This is a genomic window from Reyranella sp. (assembly GCF_965279465.1).
Taxonomy (GTDB): Bacteria; Pseudomonadota; Alphaproteobacteria; order Reyranellales; family Reyranellaceae; genus Reyranella.
Window position 1 is genome coordinate 172,768 of record NZ_OZ257242.1, and the last position, 19,175, is coordinate 191,942.

The 19,175-nt window shown below is 66.0% G+C and carries 16 protein-coding genes, 1 tRNA gene and 1 pseudogene; 14 read left to right on the forward strand and 4 right to left on the reverse strand.

All coding sequences use genetic code 11. From position 1 onward, the window contains the following. Positions 1 to 179: 179 nt before the first annotated feature. The 7 genes and pseudogenes from ACQY8M_RS00805 to ACQY8M_RS00835 all read left to right on the forward strand — a co-directional run bounded on the left by ACQY8M_RS00805 (position 180) and on the right by ACQY8M_RS00835 (position 10,106). Complete coding sequence (locus tag ACQY8M_RS00805) at positions 180 to 683, forward strand: hypothetical protein (protein WP_428668549.1); 504 nt, start codon at positions 180 to 182, stop codon at positions 681 to 683. 22 nt (positions 684 to 705) lie between these two features. Beyond that, positions 706 to 1,887, forward strand: coding sequence for an efflux RND transporter periplasmic adaptor subunit (locus tag ACQY8M_RS00810; protein WP_428668551.1), 1,182 nt, complete (start codon positions 706 to 708; stop codon positions 1,885 to 1,887). After that, on the forward strand, positions 1,884 to 4,991 hold the full coding sequence (locus ACQY8M_RS00815) for an efflux RND transporter permease subunit (RefSeq protein ID WP_428668553.1): 3,108 nt from the start codon (positions 1,884 to 1,886) through the stop codon (positions 4,989 to 4,991). Before ACQY8M_RS00810 ends, ACQY8M_RS00815 begins: the two co-directional genes overlap by 4 nt. A 108-nt stretch (positions 4,992 to 5,099) precedes the next feature. Continuing rightward, positions 5,100 to 5,936 carry an alpha/beta fold hydrolase gene (locus ACQY8M_RS00820; RefSeq protein ID WP_428668555.1) on the forward strand — a complete coding sequence of 279 codons (837 nt, stop codon included), beginning with the start codon at positions 5,100 to 5,102 and terminating at the stop codon, positions 5,934 to 5,936. Between the two features lie 200 nt (positions 5,937 to 6,136). Beyond that, positions 6,137 to 7,309, forward strand: a complete 1,173-nt coding sequence (locus ACQY8M_RS00825) for an HlyD family secretion protein (RefSeq protein WP_428668557.1) — start codon at positions 6,137 to 6,139, stop codon at positions 7,307 to 7,309. After that, on the forward strand, positions 7,300 to 8,871 hold the full coding sequence (locus ACQY8M_RS00830) for a DHA2 family efflux MFS transporter permease subunit (protein WP_428668559.1): 1,572 nt from the start codon (positions 7,300 to 7,302) through the stop codon (positions 8,869 to 8,871). The genes ACQY8M_RS00825 and ACQY8M_RS00830 overlap by 10 nt, the downstream gene beginning before the upstream one ends. Positions 8,872 to 9,189: 318 nt before the next feature. Beyond that, positions 9,190 to 10,106 (forward strand): annotated as a pseudogene (locus tag ACQY8M_RS00835) (NAD-dependent epimerase/dehydratase family protein). A 19-nt stretch (positions 10,107 to 10,125) separates the two neighbouring features. On the opposite strand, the gene msrA reads toward ACQY8M_RS00835, so the two are convergent. Then, a complete protein-coding gene (gene msrA / locus ACQY8M_RS00840; RefSeq protein WP_428668561.1) occupies positions 10,126 to 10,638 on the reverse strand; it encodes a peptide-methionine (S)-S-oxide reductase MsrA in 513 nt (170 codons plus the stop codon). Then, on the reverse strand, positions 10,635 to 11,093 hold the full coding sequence (msrB, locus tag ACQY8M_RS00845; protein ID WP_428668563.1) for a peptide-methionine (R)-S-oxide reductase MsrB: 459 nt from the start codon (positions 11,091 to 11,093) through the stop codon (positions 10,635 to 10,637). Before msrB ends, msrA begins: the two co-directional genes overlap by 4 nt. A 135-nt stretch (positions 11,094 to 11,228) precedes the next feature. Between msrB and ACQY8M_RS00850 the strand changes: the two genes are divergently transcribed. The 3 genes from ACQY8M_RS00850 (at position 11,229) to ACQY8M_RS00860 (ending at position 13,619) form a co-directional block, all read left to right on the forward strand. Next, positions 11,229 to 11,936, forward strand: a complete 708-nt coding sequence (locus ACQY8M_RS00850; RefSeq protein ID WP_428668565.1) for a LysR family transcriptional regulator — start codon at positions 11,229 to 11,231, stop codon at positions 11,934 to 11,936. 322 nt (positions 11,937 to 12,258) lie between these two features. After that, a complete protein-coding gene (locus ACQY8M_RS00855) occupies positions 12,259 to 12,777 on the forward strand; it encodes a hypothetical protein (protein WP_428668567.1) in 519 nt (172 codons plus the stop codon). Positions 12,778 to 13,232: 455 nt separating this feature from the next. Continuing rightward, the gene (locus ACQY8M_RS00860; protein ID WP_428668569.1) at positions 13,233 to 13,619 is read left to right on the forward strand and encodes a hypothetical protein; all 387 of its coding nucleotides are present in this window, start codon (positions 13,233 to 13,235) and stop codon (positions 13,617 to 13,619) included. On the opposite strand, the gene ACQY8M_RS00865 is transcribed toward ACQY8M_RS00860, so the two are convergent. After that, complete coding sequence (locus tag ACQY8M_RS00865) at positions 13,616 to 14,911, reverse strand: tyrosine-type recombinase/integrase (RefSeq protein ID WP_428668571.1); 1,296 nt, start codon at positions 14,909 to 14,911, stop codon at positions 13,616 to 13,618. The genes ACQY8M_RS00860 and ACQY8M_RS00865 overlap by 4 nt on opposite strands. Positions 14,912 to 15,112: 201 nt before the next feature. Further along, positions 15,113 to 15,188, reverse strand: a tRNA-Thr gene (locus ACQY8M_RS00870). 44 nt (positions 15,189 to 15,232) lie between these two features. Here ACQY8M_RS00870 and ACQY8M_RS00875 point away from each other — a divergent pair. Genes ACQY8M_RS00875 through ACQY8M_RS00890 form a run of 4 tightly spaced genes read left to right on the forward strand, consistent with a single transcriptional unit; the run spans position 15,233 to position 19,173 of the window. After that, positions 15,233 to 16,690, forward strand: coding sequence for an L-lactate permease (locus ACQY8M_RS00875; protein WP_428668573.1), 1,458 nt, complete (start codon positions 15,233 to 15,235; stop codon positions 16,688 to 16,690). A 17-nt stretch (positions 16,691 to 16,707) separates the two neighbouring features. Continuing rightward, a complete protein-coding gene (locus ACQY8M_RS00880) occupies positions 16,708 to 17,577 on the forward strand; it encodes an NAD(P)-dependent oxidoreductase (RefSeq protein ID WP_428668575.1) in 870 nt (289 codons plus the stop codon). 4 nt (positions 17,578 to 17,581) lie between these two features. Further along, complete coding sequence (locus ACQY8M_RS00885) at positions 17,582 to 18,214, forward strand: glutathione S-transferase family protein (RefSeq protein WP_428668577.1); 633 nt, start codon at positions 17,582 to 17,584, stop codon at positions 18,212 to 18,214. Next, entirely contained in the window at positions 18,211 to 19,173 is a 963-nt protein-coding gene (locus ACQY8M_RS00890) for a Bug family tripartite tricarboxylate transporter substrate binding protein (protein ID WP_428668579.1), read from the forward strand. Before ACQY8M_RS00885 ends, ACQY8M_RS00890 begins: the two co-directional genes overlap by 4 nt. Positions 19,174 to 19,175: the final 2 nt, after the last annotated feature.

Below are 19,175 nucleotides of genomic sequence, written 5' to 3' on the forward strand. Positions count from 1 at the left end.
TCACCAATCCTGCCGTCCATCTGCTCGACCGGCAGCACGTGAATGTTCCGCCGCCGAACGCGCAACCTAAACCAAAGTATGGGTTCAACCGCCGTTGGTCCAAATGGAAGGCCGTGCGCCGGTCGCACTAGGTTCCCCCCAGCCCATCCGCCGGGCGCTGGAACTGTCGAGGTGAAGTCATGAACAGGCTGGTCTGCGCCATTTCCTTGCTGGCGGGCGTTCTGTTGATGGGCGGCGCCCGCGCCCAGACGGCCACGGCACTTCCATCGCTGCCTGGCACCACGCCACTCGTCACCGAGTCGCGTCCGTCTGTCGGCGAGGCTGGCATTCCGCTCGGCGCGATCGAGCTCGCCGCACCGGGCATCAGCCCAGGCGGCTTCACCGGCTGCTCGCCGGCAAGCGCCTCGACCGGGCCGGTGTTCGACGGCGGGGGCATGTCTCCCGCGCCCCCGGCGGCCTGCGACATGGCGGGCAACGCACTTCCATTGACGGCGTCGACTCTTCCCACGATCACCGGCCGTGCCGGCATACCTCTCGGTTCCGTCGAGCTGGGATTGGCTGGCCTCAGTCCGGCGGCGCCCTCAATCCCGCCCTCGATGCCGTTCGTCTCGCCCTCGGCGCCGTCAGGGATCAGCGCCGCCTGCCCCGACGCGAGCAGCGCCCTGGCTCCCGGCAGCTGCTGAACCGAAGGCGAGGAGCCGAACGATGAAACGCACAGCCATTCTGATCGGAATTCTCTCGCTGGCGGCTTTGGCGGGAACCGGCGGGCTCTATGCAGCGATGCACGCCAAGCCGGGCAAGGCAGTTGCAGCGGCGCCGGCAGCACCGCCCGCCATCCCCGTCGTCGCGGCCGCCGTGACGAGCCATGACGTGCCGATCTACCTGCGCGGCGTAGGCACCGTGATCGCCTACAACACCGCCGTCGTGCGCAGCCAGATTCAAGGGCAGCTCGTCAGGATCGCCTTCACCGAGGGCCAGACCGTCAGGACCGGCGACCTGCTGGCCGAGATCGACCCGCGGCCCTACAAGGCGCAGCTCGACCAGGTCTCCGCCAATCTCGACCGGGACAAGGCGCAGCTTGGCAACGCCATCGCCAATCTCGGCCGCTACACCGACCTGCAGAGCAAAGGCTACGCCTCGTCGCAACTGTCCGACACGCAGAAGGCGCAGGTCGAGCAGCTGCAGGCAACGGTGAAAGCCGACCAGGCGATGGTCGCCCAGGCCGAGGTGCAGCTCAGCTACACCCGGCTGACCTCGCCGATCCCGGGCGTGACCGGCGTCCGCCAGATCGACGTCGGCAACATCATCCATCCAACCGATCCCAACGGCCTGGTCGTGGTCACCCAGATCGAGCCGATCTCGCTTCTCTTCACCCTGCCGCAGGGCGAACTGCTGCGGATCCAGATGCAGATGGCCAAGGGTCCTCTGCGGGTGCTGGCCTACAGCCAGGACGAGAAGATCGAGCTGGGGCAAGGCACGCTGCAGTTGGTCAACAACCAGATCGCCCAGACCACCGGCACGGTCCAGCTCAAGGCGACCTTCGAGAACAAGGCTCACCGGCTGTGGCCGGGCCAGCTCGTCAACGTCCGGCTGCTGATCGACACGCGCAAGAACGGCCTCACCATCCCGGCGCCGGCGGTGCAGCCAGGGCAGGACGGGGCCTATGTCTACGTGATTTCTTCCGACGGGCAGGCGCATGTGCGCGCCGTCACCGTGGCGCAGATCAGCGAGGGCCAGGCGCTGATCGACCGGGGCCTCGCCGCCGGCGAGACCGTCGTCATCGACGGCCAGTTCCGGCTGACCGAGGGCAGTCCCGTCCGGGAGCTGCACGGCAAGGCAGCGCAGCAGGCCAGGGAGCAGAGCGCCGTCCAGAGCGTCGTGCCATGAACTTCTCGGCACCCTTCATCCGCCGCCCGATCGCCACCATTCTTCTGATGGCGGGGCTGCTGCTGTGTGGCCTCGCCGCCTATCCGCTGCTGCCGGTGGCCGCGTTGCCCAACGTGAACTTTCCGACCATCCAGGTCAGTGCCCAGCTGCCCGGCGCCGATCCGCAGACCATGGCGTCGACCGTCGCCACACCGCTCGAGCGGCAGCTCAGCCAGATCCCGGGCGTGACGCAGCTCACCTCGACCAGCGCGCTGGGCGTGACCTCGGTGACCGTCCAGTTCGAGCTCTCGCGCACGGTCGACAGCGCCGCGGTCGACGTGCTGGCGGCAATCAATGCCGCGAGCCCATTTCTGCCGATCAATATCCCCTACCCGCCGACCATCCGGAAAGTGAACCCGGCCGAGACGCCGATCATGCTGATCGCGCTCACCTCGGACACCCTGCCGCTGACAACCATCGACGACTATGCCGAGAACATCCTGCTGCCGAAGATATCGCAGATCTCCGGCGTCGGCCTCGTCGGCATCGGCGGCCAGCAGAAGCCCGCGATCCGCATTCAGGTCAATCCGCAGGCGCTGGCGGCGCGCGGCATCGGGCTGGAGGACGTCCGCAACGTGATCGCCCAGGCCAACGTCGACCTGCCCAAGGGCACGCTCAACAGCCCGCGCCAGACCTACACACTGAACACCAACGACCAGCTGCTCACGCCCGAAGCCTACGAAGCGCTGATCGTGGCCTACCGCAATGGCTCGCCGGTGCGCATCCGCGACATCGGCCGCGCCATCCAGGGCCCCGAGAACAACTTGCTGGCCGGCTGGTTCGGCCGCCAGCGTGCCGTCATCCTGGCAGTCCAGCGCGTGCCCGGCGCCAACGTCATCGAGACGGTCGATCGCATCAAGGCGCTGCTGCCGCGTCTCCAGGCCTCCATGCCGCCGGCCATCAAAGTGACCATCGCGGCCGACCGGACGACCACGATCCGCGCTTCCGTGGCCGACGTGCAGTTCACCCTGCTGCTGACCGTGGCGCTGGTCGTGATGGTGATCTTCGTCTTCCTGCGCAACTTCTGGGCCACCGTGATCCCGGCCATCACCGTGCCCCTGTCGCTGATCGGCACCTTCGCGGTGATCTATGCGCTGGGCTACAGCCTCGACAACCTCTCGCTGATGGCGCTGTCGATCGGCGTCGGCTTCGTGGTCGACGATGCGGTGGTCGTGATCGAGAACATCGTGCGCCATCTCGAGGAGGGGCTGAGCCCGATGGAGGCGGCCCTCAAGGGCTCGGGCGAGATCGGATTCACGATCGTGTCGATCACCCTGTCGCTGATCGCGGTGTTCATCCCGCTGTTCCTGATGGGCGGCTATGTCGGCAAGCTGTTCCAGGAGTTCGCCGTCACGCTCTCGGCCTCGCTGATCCTGTCGCTCGTCATCTCCCTAACCCTGACGCCGATGCTGTGCGCGAGGCTGCTGAAGGACGATAGCCGCCGCCGGCATGGTGCGCTCTACCGCGCGTTCGAGCAGGGCTTCGATGCCCTCCTCTCGGTCTATGCCATGGGCTTGCGGGTGGTCCTGCGCCATCGCTTCGCCACCCTGATGGTGATGCTGGGCACCGTCGCCCTGACCGGCTACCTCTATGTCGTCATTCCCAAGGGGTTCTTCCCGCAGCAGGACACCGGGCAGCTCCAGGGCGTCACCCAGGCTTCGGAGGACATCTCGTTCGACGCGATGTCGCAGCGCCAGCAGGCGCTGGTCGACGTCCTGCTGAAGGATCCGGCCATCGACTCGGTCGTGAGCTACATCGGTCCGGGCGGGCCGACCGCGACGCTCAACCAGGGCCGTGTCTTCATCATGCTAAAGCCGCGCGAGCAGCGCGACGCCAGCGCGGGCCAGGTCATCGACCGGCTGCGCACGCCGCTCGCCCGCATCCAGGGCATCACCCTCTACATGCAGGCGACCCAGGACATCTCAATCGGCGCACGGCTGGCCAAGACGCAGTACCAGTACACCTTGAGCGACGCCGACCCGGCCGAGCTCGCCCGCTGGGCGGCGCGGTTCGTCGACCGTATGCGCGCGATCCCCAGCATCACCGATGTCGCCAGCGACCAGGCGAATGGCGGCCCGATGCTCAACGTGTCGGTCAATCGCGAGGTCGCCTCGACCTTCGGCATCCTGCCGTCGGCCATCGACAACACGCTCGACGACGCCTTCGGCCAGCGCATCGTCTCGACCATGTTCACGCCGCTCAGTCAGTACCATGTCGTGCTCGAGGTCGAGCCGCGCTTCCAGTACGGCCCGCAGGCGCTACGCGACATCTACCTCGGCTCCGCGACCGCCCAGCAAGTCCCGCTCAGCACGCTGGTCAACAGCGACGTCCGGCCCTCGCCGATCATCGTCAACCACCAGGGCATGTTCCCGTCGGTCACGATCTCCTTCAACCTGAAGCCGGGCGTAGCGCTGGGCGACGCGATCACCGCCGTCCGCCAGATGGAGCAGCAGCTGCACAAGCCCGCTGCGCTGGCCACATCGTTCCAGGGCAACGCGCAGGCCTTCCAGTCCTCCCTGTCGGGCACGCCGCTGCTGGTCGCCGCGGCGCTGGTCGTGGTCTACATCATCCTCGGCGTCCTGTACGAGAGCGCGATCCATCCGATCACCATCCTGTCGACGCTGCCGTCGGCCGGCATCGGCGCGCTGCTCCTGCTGATGGCGGTGCACATGGATCTCAGCGTGATCGCCATCATCGGCATCATCCTGCTGATCGGAATCGTCAAGAAGAACGGCATCATGCTGGTCGACTTCGCGCTCGAGGTTGAACGCAACGAGAAGGTCGGCGCGGCGGAGGCGATCTACCGCGCCTGCGTGATGCGCTTCCGCCCGATCCTGATGACGACCACGGCGGCGCTGCTCGGTGGCGTGCCGCTGATGCTCGGCACCGGCGCCGGATCGGAGATCCGCCAACCCCTCGGATACGCCATCGTCGGCGGGCTCCTGCTGTCGCAGGTCCTCACGCTTTACACCACGCCGGTCGTCTTCCTCTACCTCGACCGCCTCTCGGCGCGTCTCGGGCCGCGCAACCAGGCGCGCGCGCCAAACCCCGTCCCGTCGGCGTGACCGCATTCCCATCCTGCATTCCGGAAACAGGAAGGGCGCGCCTGAAAGACGCCGACACGAAGGCCCATCAGATTGGTCCAGCCGACATCAGCTGAAAGGATACGAGCCATGAGTTTCGTCACCACCAGAGACAACGTCGAGATCTTCTACAAGGACTGGGGCCCCAGGGATGCGCAGCCGATCGTCTTCCATCACGGCTGGCCGCTCTCGGCGGACGACTGGGACAACCAGATGCTGTTCTTCGTCCAGCACGGCTACCGGGTCATCGCGCACGACCGGCGCGGCCATGGCCGCTCGGCGCAGGTCGACGACGGCCACGACATGGACCACTACGCGGCCGATACGTCGGCGATAACCGAGCATCTCGATCTCAGGAACGCCGTTCACATCGGGCATTCGACCGGCGGCGGCGAGGTCGCCCGCTATGTCGCTCGGTACGGCGAGCCGCAGGGTCGCGTTGCCAAAGCCGTTCTGGTGAGCGCCGTTCCGCCGCTCATGGTGAAGACCGCGAGCAACCCCGGCGGCACGCTGATCGAGGTGTTCGACGGCTTCCGCAAGGCGCTGGCCGACAACCGGTCCCAGTTCTATCTGGATGTCGCTTCCGGTCCGTTCTACGGCTTCAACCGGCCCAACGCGAGGACCTCGCCAGGTGTGGTCCAGAACTGGTGGCGCCAGGGCATGATTGGCAGCGCCAAGGCGCACTACGATGGCATCAAGGCCTTCTCAGAGACCGACCAGACCGACGACCTGAAGGCCATCCAGGTGCCGACGCTCATCCTGCATGGCGACGATGACCAGGTGGTGCCGATCGACGATGCGGCGCGCCTCTCGATCAAGCTGCTGAAGAACGGCACCCTGAAGGTCTATCCGGGCTATCCGCACGGCATGCTGACCATCCATCCCGACGTGCTCAACCCGGATATCCTCGCCTTCGTGAAACGCTGAACGTCGACCGGTAACCGCCGACGACGAGACCGGGGAAGCAGTCGACGCGATTGCTTCCCCATGTCTTTTGGCACGAGCACGCACCCGTCTATACGAAAGTATGCGCACGCGAGACCACTGGCTGAATTGTCGCCGGTCCTGCGCCCCCTATCCTCCGCCTCGTCAGATCGCACCACAACTTTTGCGAGGGGAGACGTCAAATGCCGCCCAACAGCTCCGTCACCGTGGTTCCGCTTCTGCGCCTGCCGCCACTCGAGCCACGGCCTGCCGATGCAGCCAAGCCCGAAGCGCCCGAGCCGCGGCAGCGGCGGCGGCTCGTATCCCGCCGCGCCATCCTCGCCGGGATCGGCGCCCTCGCCCTGCTCTCCGCCATAGCGGCCGGCGGACTTTATTTCGACTACAGCCGGCGCTTCGTGTCGACGGACGATGCCTTCATCGCCGCCCGCCAATTCGCCGTCGCCCCCAAGGTGCCGGGCTACATCACGGCCGTGCCCGTCACCGACAACCAGCATGTCGTGGCCGGCGACGTGATCGCCCGGATCGACGACCGCGACTATCGCGTCGCCCTGGCGCAGACGGAGGCGCAGGTCGCGGCCGCCGACGCCGGCGTGAGCAACATCGCCGCCCAGATCGAGGTGGCGCAGGCCCAGGTCACCGCGAGCGAGGCGCAGGTCAGGCAGGCCGAGGCGCGGCTGGTGTACGCCCGCCAGCAGGCCGAGCGCTACGGGACGCTGACCAAGGAAGGGTGGTCCAGCCGGCAGACCGGAGACCTGACCGTAGCCGAGTTGGCCCAGCAACAGGCCGCCCTGGGCAGCGCTCAGGCCAACGTCATGGTCGCCCGGCGGCAGCTCGACGCGCTCGAGGCGCAGCGCAGCAGCGCCATTGCGAGCCTTCGCGAGGCGCAGGACCAACGCGACCAGGCGCGGCTCAACCTCTCCTATACGACCGTCACCGCGGCGCAGCCGGGACGCATCGTCCAGCTCGGCGCCGCGGTCGGACAGTTCGCGCAGGCCGGAACCAGCCTGACGATGTTCGTGCCCGACGAGATCTGGGTCACCGCGAACTTCAAGGAGACGCAGCTCGACGCGCTGCGCCCGGGACAGCCGGTTCGCTTCGAGATCGACGCCTATCCGGAGCGGACGATCCGCGGCCGCGTCGCCAGCGTGCAGCCTGGATCCGGCACGGCGTTCTCGCTGCTGCCGGCGGAGAATGCCACCGGCAACTACGTCAAGATCGTCCAGCGCGTGCCGGTGAAAATCGTCATCGACAATGCGCCGACCGACGTCGCGCTCGGGCCGGGCATGTCGGTGCTGCCCACGGTGCGGACCGACGCCAAGCCTTCGCTCATCGAACGCCTGGGAGAATGGCTGTGACCCGCGCTCCCAATCCCTGGCTGATCGCCGTGGTGGTGGCGATCGCCACCTTCATGGAGGTCCTCGACACCACGATCGCGAACGTCGCCCTGCCCTACATGGCGGGCGGGCTGGGCGTGAGCGAGGACGAAGCCTCCTGGGTGATCACGACCTACCTGGTGTCCAACGCGATCGCCCTCACGGCCAGCGCCTTTCTCGTCCAGCGCATCGGCCGCAAGCGCTTCTTCATGGCCTGCCTCGCGCTGTTCACCGTAAGCTCGGTGCTCTGTGCCCTTGCCTGGAACCTGCAGGCCTTGCTGGCATTCCGGGTCCTCCAGGGAATCGCCGGCGGCGGCATGGTGCCGGTCTCGCAATCGATCCTCGCCGACTCTTTCCCGCCGGCGAAGCGCGGCCAGGCCTTTGCGCTGTTCGGCGTGGCCGTGGTGGTGGCGCCCGTCGTCGGGCCGACGCTCGGCGGCTGGCTGGCGGACAACATCTCCTGGCATTGGTGCTTCCTGATCAATGGCCCGGTGGGCGCATTCGCCGTCGTGGCGATTGCCGTGCTGCTGCGCGAGACGCCGGCGCAGGTCGAGGAGCGGCGGCGCCTGCAGCAGGAGGGGCGCAGGTTCGACATCATCGGCTTCGCGCTGGTCGCGACGTTCCTCGGCGCCCTGGAAGTGCTGTGCGATCGCGGGCTCGAGGACGACTGGTTCGGCTCGGGCTTCATCGTCGCGGTCGCGATCGTCTGCGGCGCGGCATTCCTGCTCATGATCCCGTGGGAGCTGCGCCAGCGCAATCCGGTGATCGATCTCCGGATGGTCGCGTCGCGCCAGTTCGGCGCCTGCTTCCTCGTGATGCTGGCGACCGGCGCCATCCTGCTCGCGACCACCCAGTTCCTGCCCCAGCTCGTCCAGCAGGATCTCGGCTATACCGCGACCTGGGCCGGCCTCGTCCTGTCGCCCGGCGGCCTGGTGACCATGGCCATGATGTTCATCACCGGTCGTATGCTCACCCGGATCCAGCCGAAGTACCTCATCGTCACGGGGGCGACGCTCATCGCGGTGTCGATGTACCAGTTGACGGCCGTCTACGGCGATGTCGGCTTCTGGTATTTGGCGCAGTCGCGCATGCTGCTGGGCTTGGGGCTGCCGCTGATCTTCCTGTCGATCACTGCCGCGTCCTACGACGGAATCCGGCCGGACAAGATCGACCAGGCCTCCGCCCTGATCAACGTGGCGCGCAACACCGGCGGATCTCTCGGCGTCGCACTGGTGTCCAACGTCCTCACCCACCGCGAGCAGTTCCACCAGAGCCGGCTGGTCGAGCATGCGATCCCGTCGAGCAGCGCGTATCAGGAGACGCTGCGGCAAGTGACCGAGTTCTTTGCCGGCCACGGCAGCGCGCCGTTGCAGGCGAAGGGCCAGGCGATCGGATGGATCGGGCAGCAGCTACAAGCGCAGGCATCCTTCCTGGCCTACATCGATGCCTTCTGGGTCCTGATGCTGATCTCGCTCGCGGCTGTGCCTCTTGCGCTCACCCTGCGCAACGTGAAGCTCGGCGGCAAGGCGCCGGTGGCGCACTGATGCATCGCACTTTCGGCCAGCTGACGAAAACATTGTCGCGACCTCCTGCAAATATCCTGGTGAAGACTCAATGAGCAGGCGAGAAAGTCACTGACCGGCGATGGATAAGTGTCCCAGCGGGAAGCTCTAGCTTCAGGCGCTTGCGACCACGGGCTACGTTAATCGGTCGTGTCTCAAACTGTGGGGTAGCGGCAGCGCCGTGGGGATGACGTCGTAGCGAGCCGTAGGCGACCGAAGGCGTCATCCCCACGACGTTTTCGTGCGGCGGGTCATCGATGATCTCTGGGTAGGGTCAGGTTGCGAAGACTGGAGCGCGGCATGAAGATCTTCGTCGCGGCGCCACAGGCGCCGTGGCACTTCCTCTCGTCCGGGCGTTGTGCACGCTAGGCCATCAGGTGACAGGCATGACCCGCGCCGGGCGAGGCAGCGATCGGATCCGCGAGTTGGGAGTAGCCGTTCTCCACCGCGGACGTTTTCGACGCCAAGACCGTGCGCCAGGCGATCAAAGGGGTAGCGCCGGACGTAGTCATTGACCAGATGACCAGGCTGCCGGCCAATCCGGCGACCGTCATCAAGTCCCTGCCCGACGACACCGTCTGCATCGTGAGGGTGGCAAGAATCTGCCTTCAGCGGCCGAGGAGCTGGACGTGAGGCGCTACATTCCGCAGTCGCGCGGCTTCTATCTCGATGCTCCCGTCGGGCAGCTCGCCGACGAGGCGGCGCTCCTCCGCCTCGATGCGCTCGGTGAGATCGGCAACAGCACCCGCGTCACGGCCGCCTGAGGGGAGCGTGTGCTGACCTCGGCGGGCATGGAAGGCGTCGTTCTGCGCTACGGTTTCTTCTACGGTCCCGGCACTTGGTACCGCCCGGACGGTGCGGTCGCCGATATGGTGCGCAACCGGCAGTCGAGGATCATTGTCAAGGGCAACTCGATCTGGTCGTTCATCCACATCAACGACGCCATGGCGGCAACGGTCGCTGCCCTGGGCGGCAAGCCGGGGACCTACAACATCGTGGACGACGATCCGCTGCCCGTCGCCGAATGGCTGCCGGCGTTCGCGCGCTCGGTAGACGCGCCGGAGCCGTCACGCATCAGCATAGCAGAGGCGCTCAAAGCGGTGGGAGAGGAAGCGGTCTACTACCACAGCAGCCCGACGGGGGCTTCCAACAAGCGGGCCAAGGCGAAGCTCGGCTTCGCGCCCCGGCCGCTCCTTTGGAAGCGAGGAGCGGCCTAGTTCTGCTGCCGCATATACTTCAGGCGGCTGCCCCGGTACGTCGGGGCAGCTTCCACCCCGGCCTGACAAAGTGGCAGGTGTATCCGTTTGGGCTGCGCTCCAAGTAGTCCTGATGCTCCGGCTCGGCTTCCCAGAAGTCCCTGCCGGGCGTAACTTCGGTCACGACCTTGCCGGGCCACAGTCCGGACGCGTCGACGTCGGCGATCGTGTCCTCGGCGATGCGCCGTTGCTCCTCGGTCGTGTAGAATATCGCCGAGCGATAGCTGGTGCCGCGGTCGTTGCCCTGTCGATTCAAGGTCGAGGGATCGTGGATCTGGAAGAAGAACTCCAGGAGATTGCGGTAGCTCGTCTTCGCGGGATCGAAGATGATCTCGATGGCCTCCGCATGGCCGTCGTGCCTGCGATAGGTCGCGTTGGCAACATGCCCTCCGGTATAGCCCACCCGCGTCGACAAGACTCCGGGTTGCTTGCGAATCAGATCCTGCATGCCCCAGAAGCAGCCGCCGGCCAGCACTGCGCGCTCTTCGGTCATCGTACGTCCTCCACCTGGTCGAAATAGGCGCCATAGCCCTCCGCCTGCATGTCGTCGCGATGAACGAAGCGGAGCGAGGCCGAGTTGATGCAGTAGCGCAGGCCACCGCGGTCCCGCGGGCCGTCGGGGAAGACATGGCCGAGATGGCTGTCGCCGTGCGTGGAGCGCACTTCGGTTCGCCGCATGCCGTGCGTCGTATCCACCAGCTCGCTGACATTCGCGAGCTCGATCGGCTTGGTGAAGCTCGGCCAGCCGCATCCTGATTCGTACTTGTCGGACGAAGCGAACAACGGTTCGCCCGACACGATATCGACATAGATGCCCGGCTCCTTGTTGTGCAACAGCTCACCCGTGCCCGGCCGTTCGGTGCCACTCTGCTGCGTGACCTGGTACTGCTCAGGCGTCAGCCGCTTCAGCGCCTCGTCGGTCTTTGCGTATTTCGCCTCGCTCGCCATGCGCTCCTCCTGTTCCGACCTGTTAGGTCCAGAGCTTGCAGGGTGCTCCCGACCTCGAGCGACACCTATTGCACGATGGTATCGGGATGCCGGACCACGTCACAATGGACGCAAGGATGTAGGATGCTATCGACGATGATCAACCCGGGGATGCGCGGCATTACGTTCGACCAGCTCCGGACGTTCTCGGAGGTGATCGAACGGGCCAGCTTCACGGCGGCCGGAGATCATCTCGGCCTCAGGAAACCCGCCGTTAGCCAGCAGATCCGGCTGCTCGAAAAGCGCTTTGGGGTGCGCCTGATCGAGCGTGTGGGCCGAAAGGCGCACCCGACCTCGGCCGGCGCGGTTCTCCTCACTTATGCCCGCATGGTCCTCGATGCGATGGCGAACGCCGAAGCGGAAATGGCGCCGTACGCGAAAGGAATGATCGGCAAAGTCCGGATCGACGCGGGTGCGACGGCCAGCATACCCTTCGCGCCAGCCGTGCTGCGCATGCTGCGCCGTCGGTTCGATGGCCTCGAGATCTTCGTCACGACCGGTACCGTCAGCGATGTGCTTCGGCAAATCGAAGACAATGCGCTGGACCTCGGCCTCGTCTCTTTGCCCGCCGCGGGACGAATGTTCGATATCTCCCCGCTTTTCGAAGATGAACTTTTCGTCCCGTCCTCGCCCGAGGGACCTGTTCTTCCGCGCGTAGTGACAGCCGAAGTCCTGTCGCGACTTTCCGTGCTTTCATATGAGCCGGGCGCGCAGATGCGCCGGATCATCGACGATTGGTTCACTGCTGCGGGCCAGTCCGTGAGGCCGATCAAGAAGCTTGGCAGCGTAGAAGCCATCAAGTAAGTCGCGCGAGTTGGTCTGGAAAACGGTATCGTCCCGCGAATGGCTGTCGGACATCAATCCTAGGGATTGCGCATCCAGGGCATGACCCCTCCTCTCAACCGCCACGTCGGCATTGTCGTCCGACGCGACAAGCCACTGCAACGCGGGTCACGCGAGACCATCGCCGTACTACGCCCGGCAGCTCCACGCTTTCTCAAGCCACTTCGCTCTTGATCACGGACTTCTGACCGACCTCGAGCGGCGAAACCGAGCGAGGGCTGCGGTTATGCTCCGCAGAAGCGGCGGTCTGTTTCGCGGCCAGCGATCGGCACACGCTCATGGCATGGACACGATCAACACTTGCAATCTTCTGGGGAACCAGGGAGAGGCGCGACGCCACCTCGAACGCGTGGTGGCCGGCGTTCCGAACTCAGCGCAAGCTCTACCATCATCCGGTTCCGGGCCAACCGAGCACTGGCCGGCCACGCCTTCCTGGCACGGCTGGGTGCAAGGCCATCCCGAACAAGGTCTGCAGGCCGTGTCGACAGTCGTGGCCCAGGCCATAGCGGCCGGTCATGCGCTGTCGATCCGCCAGATCCTGGCCTATGCCGGATGTCCGATCGCGCTTTGGTCGGGGGATGCGGACGCTAGCCAGCACTATCTCGGCCCGTCGATGGACTACACCTCGAAGAACGAGTTGAGCATCTTCGCCGACTGGAATCGATGCCATTTCGGCCAGCTCGACATACGGCGATCTCGACCTTCTCAGCTTCGGTCCGACAACATGGATCTTGGTTGTGAGTCCGCCCCCGAAAACGTCATAGATTGCGACGACAGGATCAAAGGCCGCAGCGCAGATTGAGATCCTCGGCATCTGCCGCGAGGGCCACCATCGAGTTGCGCTGCGTCGAGCCTCGATTTCAACGCCAGCACATCCTTGAGCGACGTCCATGCGATGAACGACGAGCGGGCGCGAGAAGCCGACGATGGTCGAGGCCTCCGTCGGGCTCAGTTCCTGATCTTCTGTAAGGACCAGCCACTCGCTCTCTGTTGAGCAGACGCAAGAGCAACGCCAAGACGGCAACACACCGCCAGACCAAGCTGAACCCGCTGCAAACGGCCCACCCTTATCTCAGGTGGGTCGCCTAACCGAAGACGCTACCACGTTGGCATCGTATCAAAGACCCCTTCAACCGTTCTGCCAACATCGCTTCCGGTCCGTCCGAATTGCACTCTACAGCACGCTGGAGTTAGCGGCGGCGTCAGAGACCCTTTTGTTCGGCACTGTTGGCGGTGTAGATCGACGTATCCTAGGCAATGGGCTTGGTGCCGATGTCGTCGAAACAAGATCAGCCGGAACGCCACCAGCTTCTCCAAAGACGCCCCCTTCCCGGCAAGCACGTGTCAACACCAAGTCGCGGCATGGAAATACCGCCTCGTCCAGGGGATCTTGATCCGATCATGGCGGAAATTATCGAAGCACTTACACGAACCATGATTAACAATGACCACAGTCAGCAGCGCCGACTCGTCGAGTTCAAGGGCGGTTGCCGCTATGGCAAATTCGGAAAGACCAAGGCTTATGAGCTGATCGCCCAGCGGCGGATCAGGGCCTACAAAATGGGCGGCAAGACCATGATCGACCTCGACAGCGTGGACGAATATCACGCCTCGCTCCCCAGGGTCGAATCAAGAGCAAGCTAGGCTGCGGACCTACTTAGCGACACAAAGCGCTTCCCGTCGCGCAGGCTATCCAGCCGATCGGCCCAATGCTGCATTAAACGCACGCGCTCGGTCCAATAGGCCGCACGGTTATAGATGCCGCGAATCTTGTTCTTATCGCCCTTGCCAAGCTGCCGCCGCACCACATCGTCGCGACGCCGCCGCTTTTTTTCCTCCGTGACATGGGCAAGTTGGGATTCCACTACATCGCCGTCAAACGCGCCCTCCTCGTTGAGCAAGGTCGACGCCGTCGAGCGGAAGCCGTGCGCGCAGTGGTCGCCACCGGGACCGGTCGCGTAGCCCATGATCCGTAGAGCCTTGTTGAGCGTGTTGTCGGACATAGGCACAGCATCATCGTATGAGAATAAGTAGCGGCATCGGCCGGTCAAAGGTCGCAGCTTCGCAAGGATAGCGAGCGCCTGGTGGGAGAGAGGCACTTCGTGATCATCGCGCATCTTCATCTTCCCGGCGAGGATCAGCCATATTCGGTTCGTCTCGTCGAATTCGGTCCACTCCGCTAGCCGCAGCTCGCCGGGCCGCACCATGGTCAAGGCGATCAGCTTGAGCGCATAGCGCACTAACCCTCCGTTTTTGGCGTCGTAAACTTCAATCCGGCGCATCAGTTCTCCGACGTCGTCCGGGTCGGTCAGCGCCGGGCGCGGATTGCCCTTGGGTGCCTTGGTAAGCGCGTGCTTCAAATCACGGGTTGGGTCGCTGCTGCAATACGACGCGCCAATTCCAAATTGGAAGACCCGCGAGGCCGTCGAGCGCAGCCGGCCGACTGTATAGTATCGGCCGCGGGCTTCGACGCGCCGCATTGCCGTCACCAACTCGGGCGGCTCGATCTCGCACAACGGTCGATCGCCAACCTCGCGATTGAGCTGACCGAGATTCCAGCGTTCCCGCTTGATCGTCGCTTTGGCCTTGTTTTCCTTTTCGAGCTTCTTGGTCACCCATTCCTCGCCGACTGCACGAAAGGTGTGCTTGTGCTTCTCGTCGTCCTTTCGCTTCGCCTCACGCAGTGCGGCCGGGTCCTGCCCTTGATCGAGCAACTTCTCGGCGGCGTGGCGCTTGTCGCGCGCGGCCCTGAGGCCAACGCCGGGGAAGGTGCCGAAGGACATGTTCTTGCGTTTGCCGCCGAAACGGTACCGGTAGAGCCAGAGCTTGGTCCCGTTGTGCCGCACCACGACGCTAAGGCCCTGGCCGTCGGCAATCGTGTATTCCTTATCCGCCGGCTTGGCGTTGCGGATTTTCGTATCGCTCAGTTCATCCATGGGAGTGGTCCCTCGCAAACTGCGGACCGCCAGTGTACCCGCCCTTTCAAGTGTACCCAGAGTGTACCCAGAAAGGCCGGATGCCCGCGGACGGTCGCGAACCGTGCCGGGCATGAATATACGCTTAAATGCTTGATTTACGAGGGTTCTGAGCAACCGGCGGACGTGCGCGGACGACAAAGAACCAGGCTGGACGGAAAATGGTGCCCCGAGACGGAATCGAACCGCCGACCCCATCATTACGAATGACGTGCTCTACCAGCTGAGCTATCGGGGCACAGGCCGCGGGTTCTAGGCGAAAGGGGCGAGCCGCGCAAGGCCATGACGACGACACTCGCCCTGCTCCCCTTGCTGCTCGTTCTAGGCCTTCTGGCCTCGGGCCGGGTCGGTGCCCTGATCGCCGGGTTGGCCGGGCTTGCCGCCACGCTCGCGGTCTCGGCGGCGCTGCTGTGGCCGGACGGTGGCATGGGCGCCGTGGTCCGGTTGTGGCTCCGCGAAGTGCCGGCAGGCGGTTGGCTCGCCTGGCAGGTCATCGCCATCATCGCCTCGGGCATGTTCTTCCACCGCTGCACGCTCGCGCACCACCCGACCGCCGGCAGCGAGGCGCACACAGCGACGCCACGTCGGCTGTGGTCGGTCTGCTTTCTGCTGGCGCCGTTTGCCGAGGCGGTCACCGGCTTCGGCGTGGGGTACATCATCGCCATTGCCGCCCTGCGGCGGCTCGGGCTGGGCGGGGTACCGATGCTGGTGCTCGGCCTCTACAGCCAGTCGCTGGTGCCGTGGGGCGCTCTCGCCACCGGCACGACGGTCGGCGCCACGCTGGCCGGCCTGACCCCGAGTGCGCTCGGCCTCGGCTCGTCGCTGCTGCAGGTACCGATGCACGTCTTCTACCTGCTGCTCTACTGGCGCTTCGCGCGGCAGGCGGGTGTGCCCGTCTCGGCGGCGCAGAAGATCGACGACGTTGCCTGGACGACTCTCCTGCTGGCGCTGATCTGGCTCGCCAACCGCCACACCGACGTCGAGATCGCCGGTGCGGCGCCGCTTGCCGCGCTGCTCGCCCTGCGCTTCTGGCGCGACGAGCGGCCGGATCTCGCCGGCCTGCGCGCCGCGCTCCATCGCAATGCGCCCTACGTCGCGCTGACCGTCGCGCTGTGCGCGACCCGGCTGGTGCCGCCGCTGCGCGATCTCCTGCGGCCGCTCTGGGCGCTGAAACCCTACGACAACCAGCCGGCCTTCGCGCCGCTCTACGCACCGGGCTTCTGGCTGATCTCGATCGGGCTCGTCGTGCTGTTCACAGCGCGCGCCTCGATCGGCCGCACCGTCGTCGACACGGCACGCGGCGCGTGGCGGTCCTGCGCTGTCACCTTGGCGTTCGTGGTGATGGCTGAGCTCTATGTCGGCTCGGGCATGGCGCAGCAGATCGCCGAGGCGCTGCGTTCCGCGGCGGGCCGCAGCGCTGTCCTGAGCGTGCCGCTGTTCGCCGGCATGGGCGGCTTCCTGACCGGCGGCGGCTCGGCCGGCAATGCGATGCTGATGCCGATGGTGACCGCGCTCGCCCGCGCCGTCGCGGTCGATCCGGCCTGGATCGCCGCCGTCCAGAACAGCGTCTGCACCAACCTCACCATGCTCTCGCCGATCCGCGTTTCGATGGGTGTCGGCCTGCTCGCGCACGCGGTGTCGGATGCCGAGCTCTACCGGCGCGCCTGGCCGCTCGCCCTGCCGCCTCTGCTGGTGGGAGTCGCAGCCATCGCCGTGCTGCTCTATGCTCCCGGCTCCTGAATGCGGAGGAAGATGCGATGGCGAAGGTGGCGTTTCTCGGACTGGGCGTAATGGGCTTTCCGATGGCTGGGCATCTTGCCGCCAAGGGCCACGACGTGACCGTCTACAACAGAACCTTCGCCAAGGCCGAGGCCTGGACGCAGAAGCACAAGGGCAAGGCCGCGAAGACTCCCAAGGAGGCGGCGGCCGGCCAGGAGATCGTGTTCTGCTGCGTCGGCAACGACGACGACCTGCGTGCGGTCGTGCTGGGCGAGACTGGTGCGTTTGCCGGGATGGGCAAGGGCACGATCTTCTTCGACAACACCACCGCCTCGGCAGATGTCGCGCGCGAGCTCCATGCCGCCGGCAAGAAAATCGGCGTCGACTTCATCGATGCGCCGGTGTCGGGCGGCCAGGCCGGTGCCGAGAACGGCCAGCTCACCGTGATGTGCGGCGCCGAGCAGCAGCCATTCGACAAGGCCAAGCCGGTGGCCGACGCCTATGCCAAGGCGATCACGCTGATCGGACCGCCGGGCTCGGGCCAGATCACCAAGATGATGAACCAGATGTGCATCGCCGGCATCGTCCAGGGCCTTGCCGAGGCGCTCAACCTCGGCCAACGCGCCGGGCTCGACATGGACAAGGTGATGGCTGCGATCTCCAAGGGCGCGGCGCAGAGCTGGCAGATGGAGAACCGCTGGCAGAACATGATCGCCGGCAAGTTCGACTACGGCTTTGCCGTCGACTGGATGCGCAAGGACCTCGGCATCGCCATGGCGGAGGGCAAGCGTTGGAAGGCGCAGATGCCGCTCACCGCGCTGGTCGACCAGTTCTATGGTCGCGTGCAGGAGCGCGGCGGCGGCCGCTGGGACACATCGGGGCTGATCCAGCCGCTGCAGAAGCCTTGATCGCATGAGCACCTACAGGCTCTACGGCCGGGCGGGATGGGGCTCCTCGCTGGTCGAGGCGCAGCTCGCCTGGTACGGGTTGCCGTTCACCTTCGAGCCGGTGGGCGACCTGTTCAAGGACCTCGACGCGCGCGCCCGGCTCGAGAAGGTCAATCCGCTCGCGCAGGTGCCGACGCTCGTGCTGCCCGACGGCACCGTCATGAGCGAGAGCGCGGCGATCACGCTGCTGCTCGCCGACATCGCCGGCAACGACTCGCTGGTGCCCGCGCCGGGAGCGCCGGAGCGCGCGGCGTTCCTGCGCTGGCTCGTCTTCATCGTCGTCAATATCTATCCGACCTTCACGTACGCCGACGATCCGGCGCGCTTCGTATCGGTCAACGCCGCGCGCGACCCCTTCCGGGCCGCGACCGACGCCTACGCGCAGCGCCTTTGGCGGCAGGTCGAGACGGCGGCCAAGGGGCCGTGGTTCCTCGGCGAGCGCTTCTCCGCGCTCGACATTTACGTCTCGGTGATGACCCGGTGGAGGCCCAAGCGCGGCTGGTTCGAGAGCGAGACGCCCCGGCTGTTCGCCATCGCCCGGCGCGCCGACCTCAAGCCGGAGCTGGTCGAGGTCTGGAAGCGCAATTGGCCGACATGAACCGTCGTTCCGCCCTCACCTTGTCGCTCACGGCGCTCGCAATGCCCGCACGCGCGCAACAGAACTGGCCCGAGCGGACCGTCACCATGGTGGTGCCCGCGCCACCCGCCGGTGGCACCGATCTCGTCGCACGGCTCTATTCGGATCTCTTGAGCCAGGAGCTGGGCCAGCAGGTGATCGTCGACAACAAGGGCGGCGGCAACGGCAATGTCGGCACCGCCGTCGTCGCCCGCGCCAGGCCCGACGGCTACACGGTGCTGATGCAGTATTCGGCCTATCACGCGGCCAACCCGGCGCTGATCCGGAACCTCAACTGGTCACCCGACGACTTCGCCGGCGTGGCGATGGGTGCGGTCGCGCCCCACGTCATCGTGATCGCCCGGAAGGTGCCGGCCGACAACCTCAAGGACTTCATCGCCTACGCCAAGGCCAATCCGGGCAAGCTCAACTTCGCCTCGGTCGGCCAAGGCTCGGTGCCGCATCTCGGCGGCGTGCTGCTGAACAAGGCGGCCGGCATCGACCTCGTGCATGTGCCGTACAAGGGCGCCGGCCCGGCGACGGCCGACCTCGTGGCAGGACAGGTCGAGCTGCTGATCGTCACGCCGCCCTCGGTCTCCGCGCACATCCGCTCGGGCGCCGTGAAGGCGCTCGCGCTCGCCAGCGAGGCGCGTCATCCGGCCTTCCCCGACATCCCGACGACGGCGGAGGCCGGCCTGCCAGGCTTCATTCTCGATGGCTGGTTCGCGCTGTTCGTTCCCGGCGGCACGCCGCAGCCGATCGTCGACCGGCTCAACACCGCGATGCGCAAGATCGCGAAGATGGACATCACCCGCGAGCGCGCCAATCAGCTCGGCACCGTGCTGAAGGACTGGACGCCGGCCGAAATGGACAAGTTCGCCAGGAGCGAGGTTGCCGCCTGGGGCCAGGTGATCCGCGACAACAACATCACGATGGACTGACT

Coding starts and splice junctions, on each gene's coding strand:
- ACQY8M_RS00805 (WP_428668549.1), top strand. CDS start 180: ATGAACAGGCTGGTCTGCGCCATTTCCTTGCTGGCGGGCGTTCTGTTG.
- ACQY8M_RS00810 (WP_428668551.1), top strand. CDS start 706: ATGAAACGCACAGCCATTCTGATCGGAATTCTCTCGCTGGCGGCTTTG.
- ACQY8M_RS00815 (WP_428668553.1), top strand. CDS start 1,884: ATGAACTTCTCGGCACCCTTCATCCGCCGCCCGATCGCCACCATTCTT.
- ACQY8M_RS00820 (WP_428668555.1), top strand. CDS start 5,100: ATGAGTTTCGTCACCACCAGAGACAACGTCGAGATCTTCTACAAGGAC.
- ACQY8M_RS00825 (WP_428668557.1), top strand. CDS start 6,137: ATGCCGCCCAACAGCTCCGTCACCGTGGTTCCGCTTCTGCGCCTGCCG.
- ACQY8M_RS00830 (WP_428668559.1), top strand. CDS start 7,300: ATGGCTGTGACCCGCGCTCCCAATCCCTGGCTGATCGCCGTGGTGGTG.
- msrA (WP_428668561.1), bottom strand. CDS start 10,638: ATGACCGAAGAGCGCGCAGTGCTGGCCGGCGGCTGCTTCTGGGGCATG.
- msrB (WP_428668563.1), bottom strand. CDS start 11,093: ATGGCGAGCGAGGCGAAATACGCAAAGACCGACGAGGCGCTGAAGCGG.
- ACQY8M_RS00850 (WP_428668565.1), top strand. CDS start 11,229: ATGATCAACCCGGGGATGCGCGGCATTACGTTCGACCAGCTCCGGACG.
- ACQY8M_RS00855 (WP_428668567.1), top strand. CDS start 12,259: ATGGACACGATCAACACTTGCAATCTTCTGGGGAACCAGGGAGAGGCG.
- ACQY8M_RS00860 (WP_428668569.1), top strand. CDS start 13,233: ATGGGCTTGGTGCCGATGTCGTCGAAACAAGATCAGCCGGAACGCCAC.
- ACQY8M_RS00865 (WP_428668571.1), bottom strand. CDS start 14,911: ATGGATGAACTGAGCGATACGAAAATCCGCAACGCCAAGCCGGCGGAT.
- ACQY8M_RS00875 (WP_428668573.1), top strand. CDS start 15,233: ATGACGACGACACTCGCCCTGCTCCCCTTGCTGCTCGTTCTAGGCCTT.
- ACQY8M_RS00880 (WP_428668575.1), top strand. CDS start 16,708: ATGGCGAAGGTGGCGTTTCTCGGACTGGGCGTAATGGGCTTTCCGATG.
- ACQY8M_RS00885 (WP_428668577.1), top strand. CDS start 17,582: ATGAGCACCTACAGGCTCTACGGCCGGGCGGGATGGGGCTCCTCGCTG.
- ACQY8M_RS00890 (WP_428668579.1), top strand. CDS start 18,211: ATGAACCGTCGTTCCGCCCTCACCTTGTCGCTCACGGCGCTCGCAATG.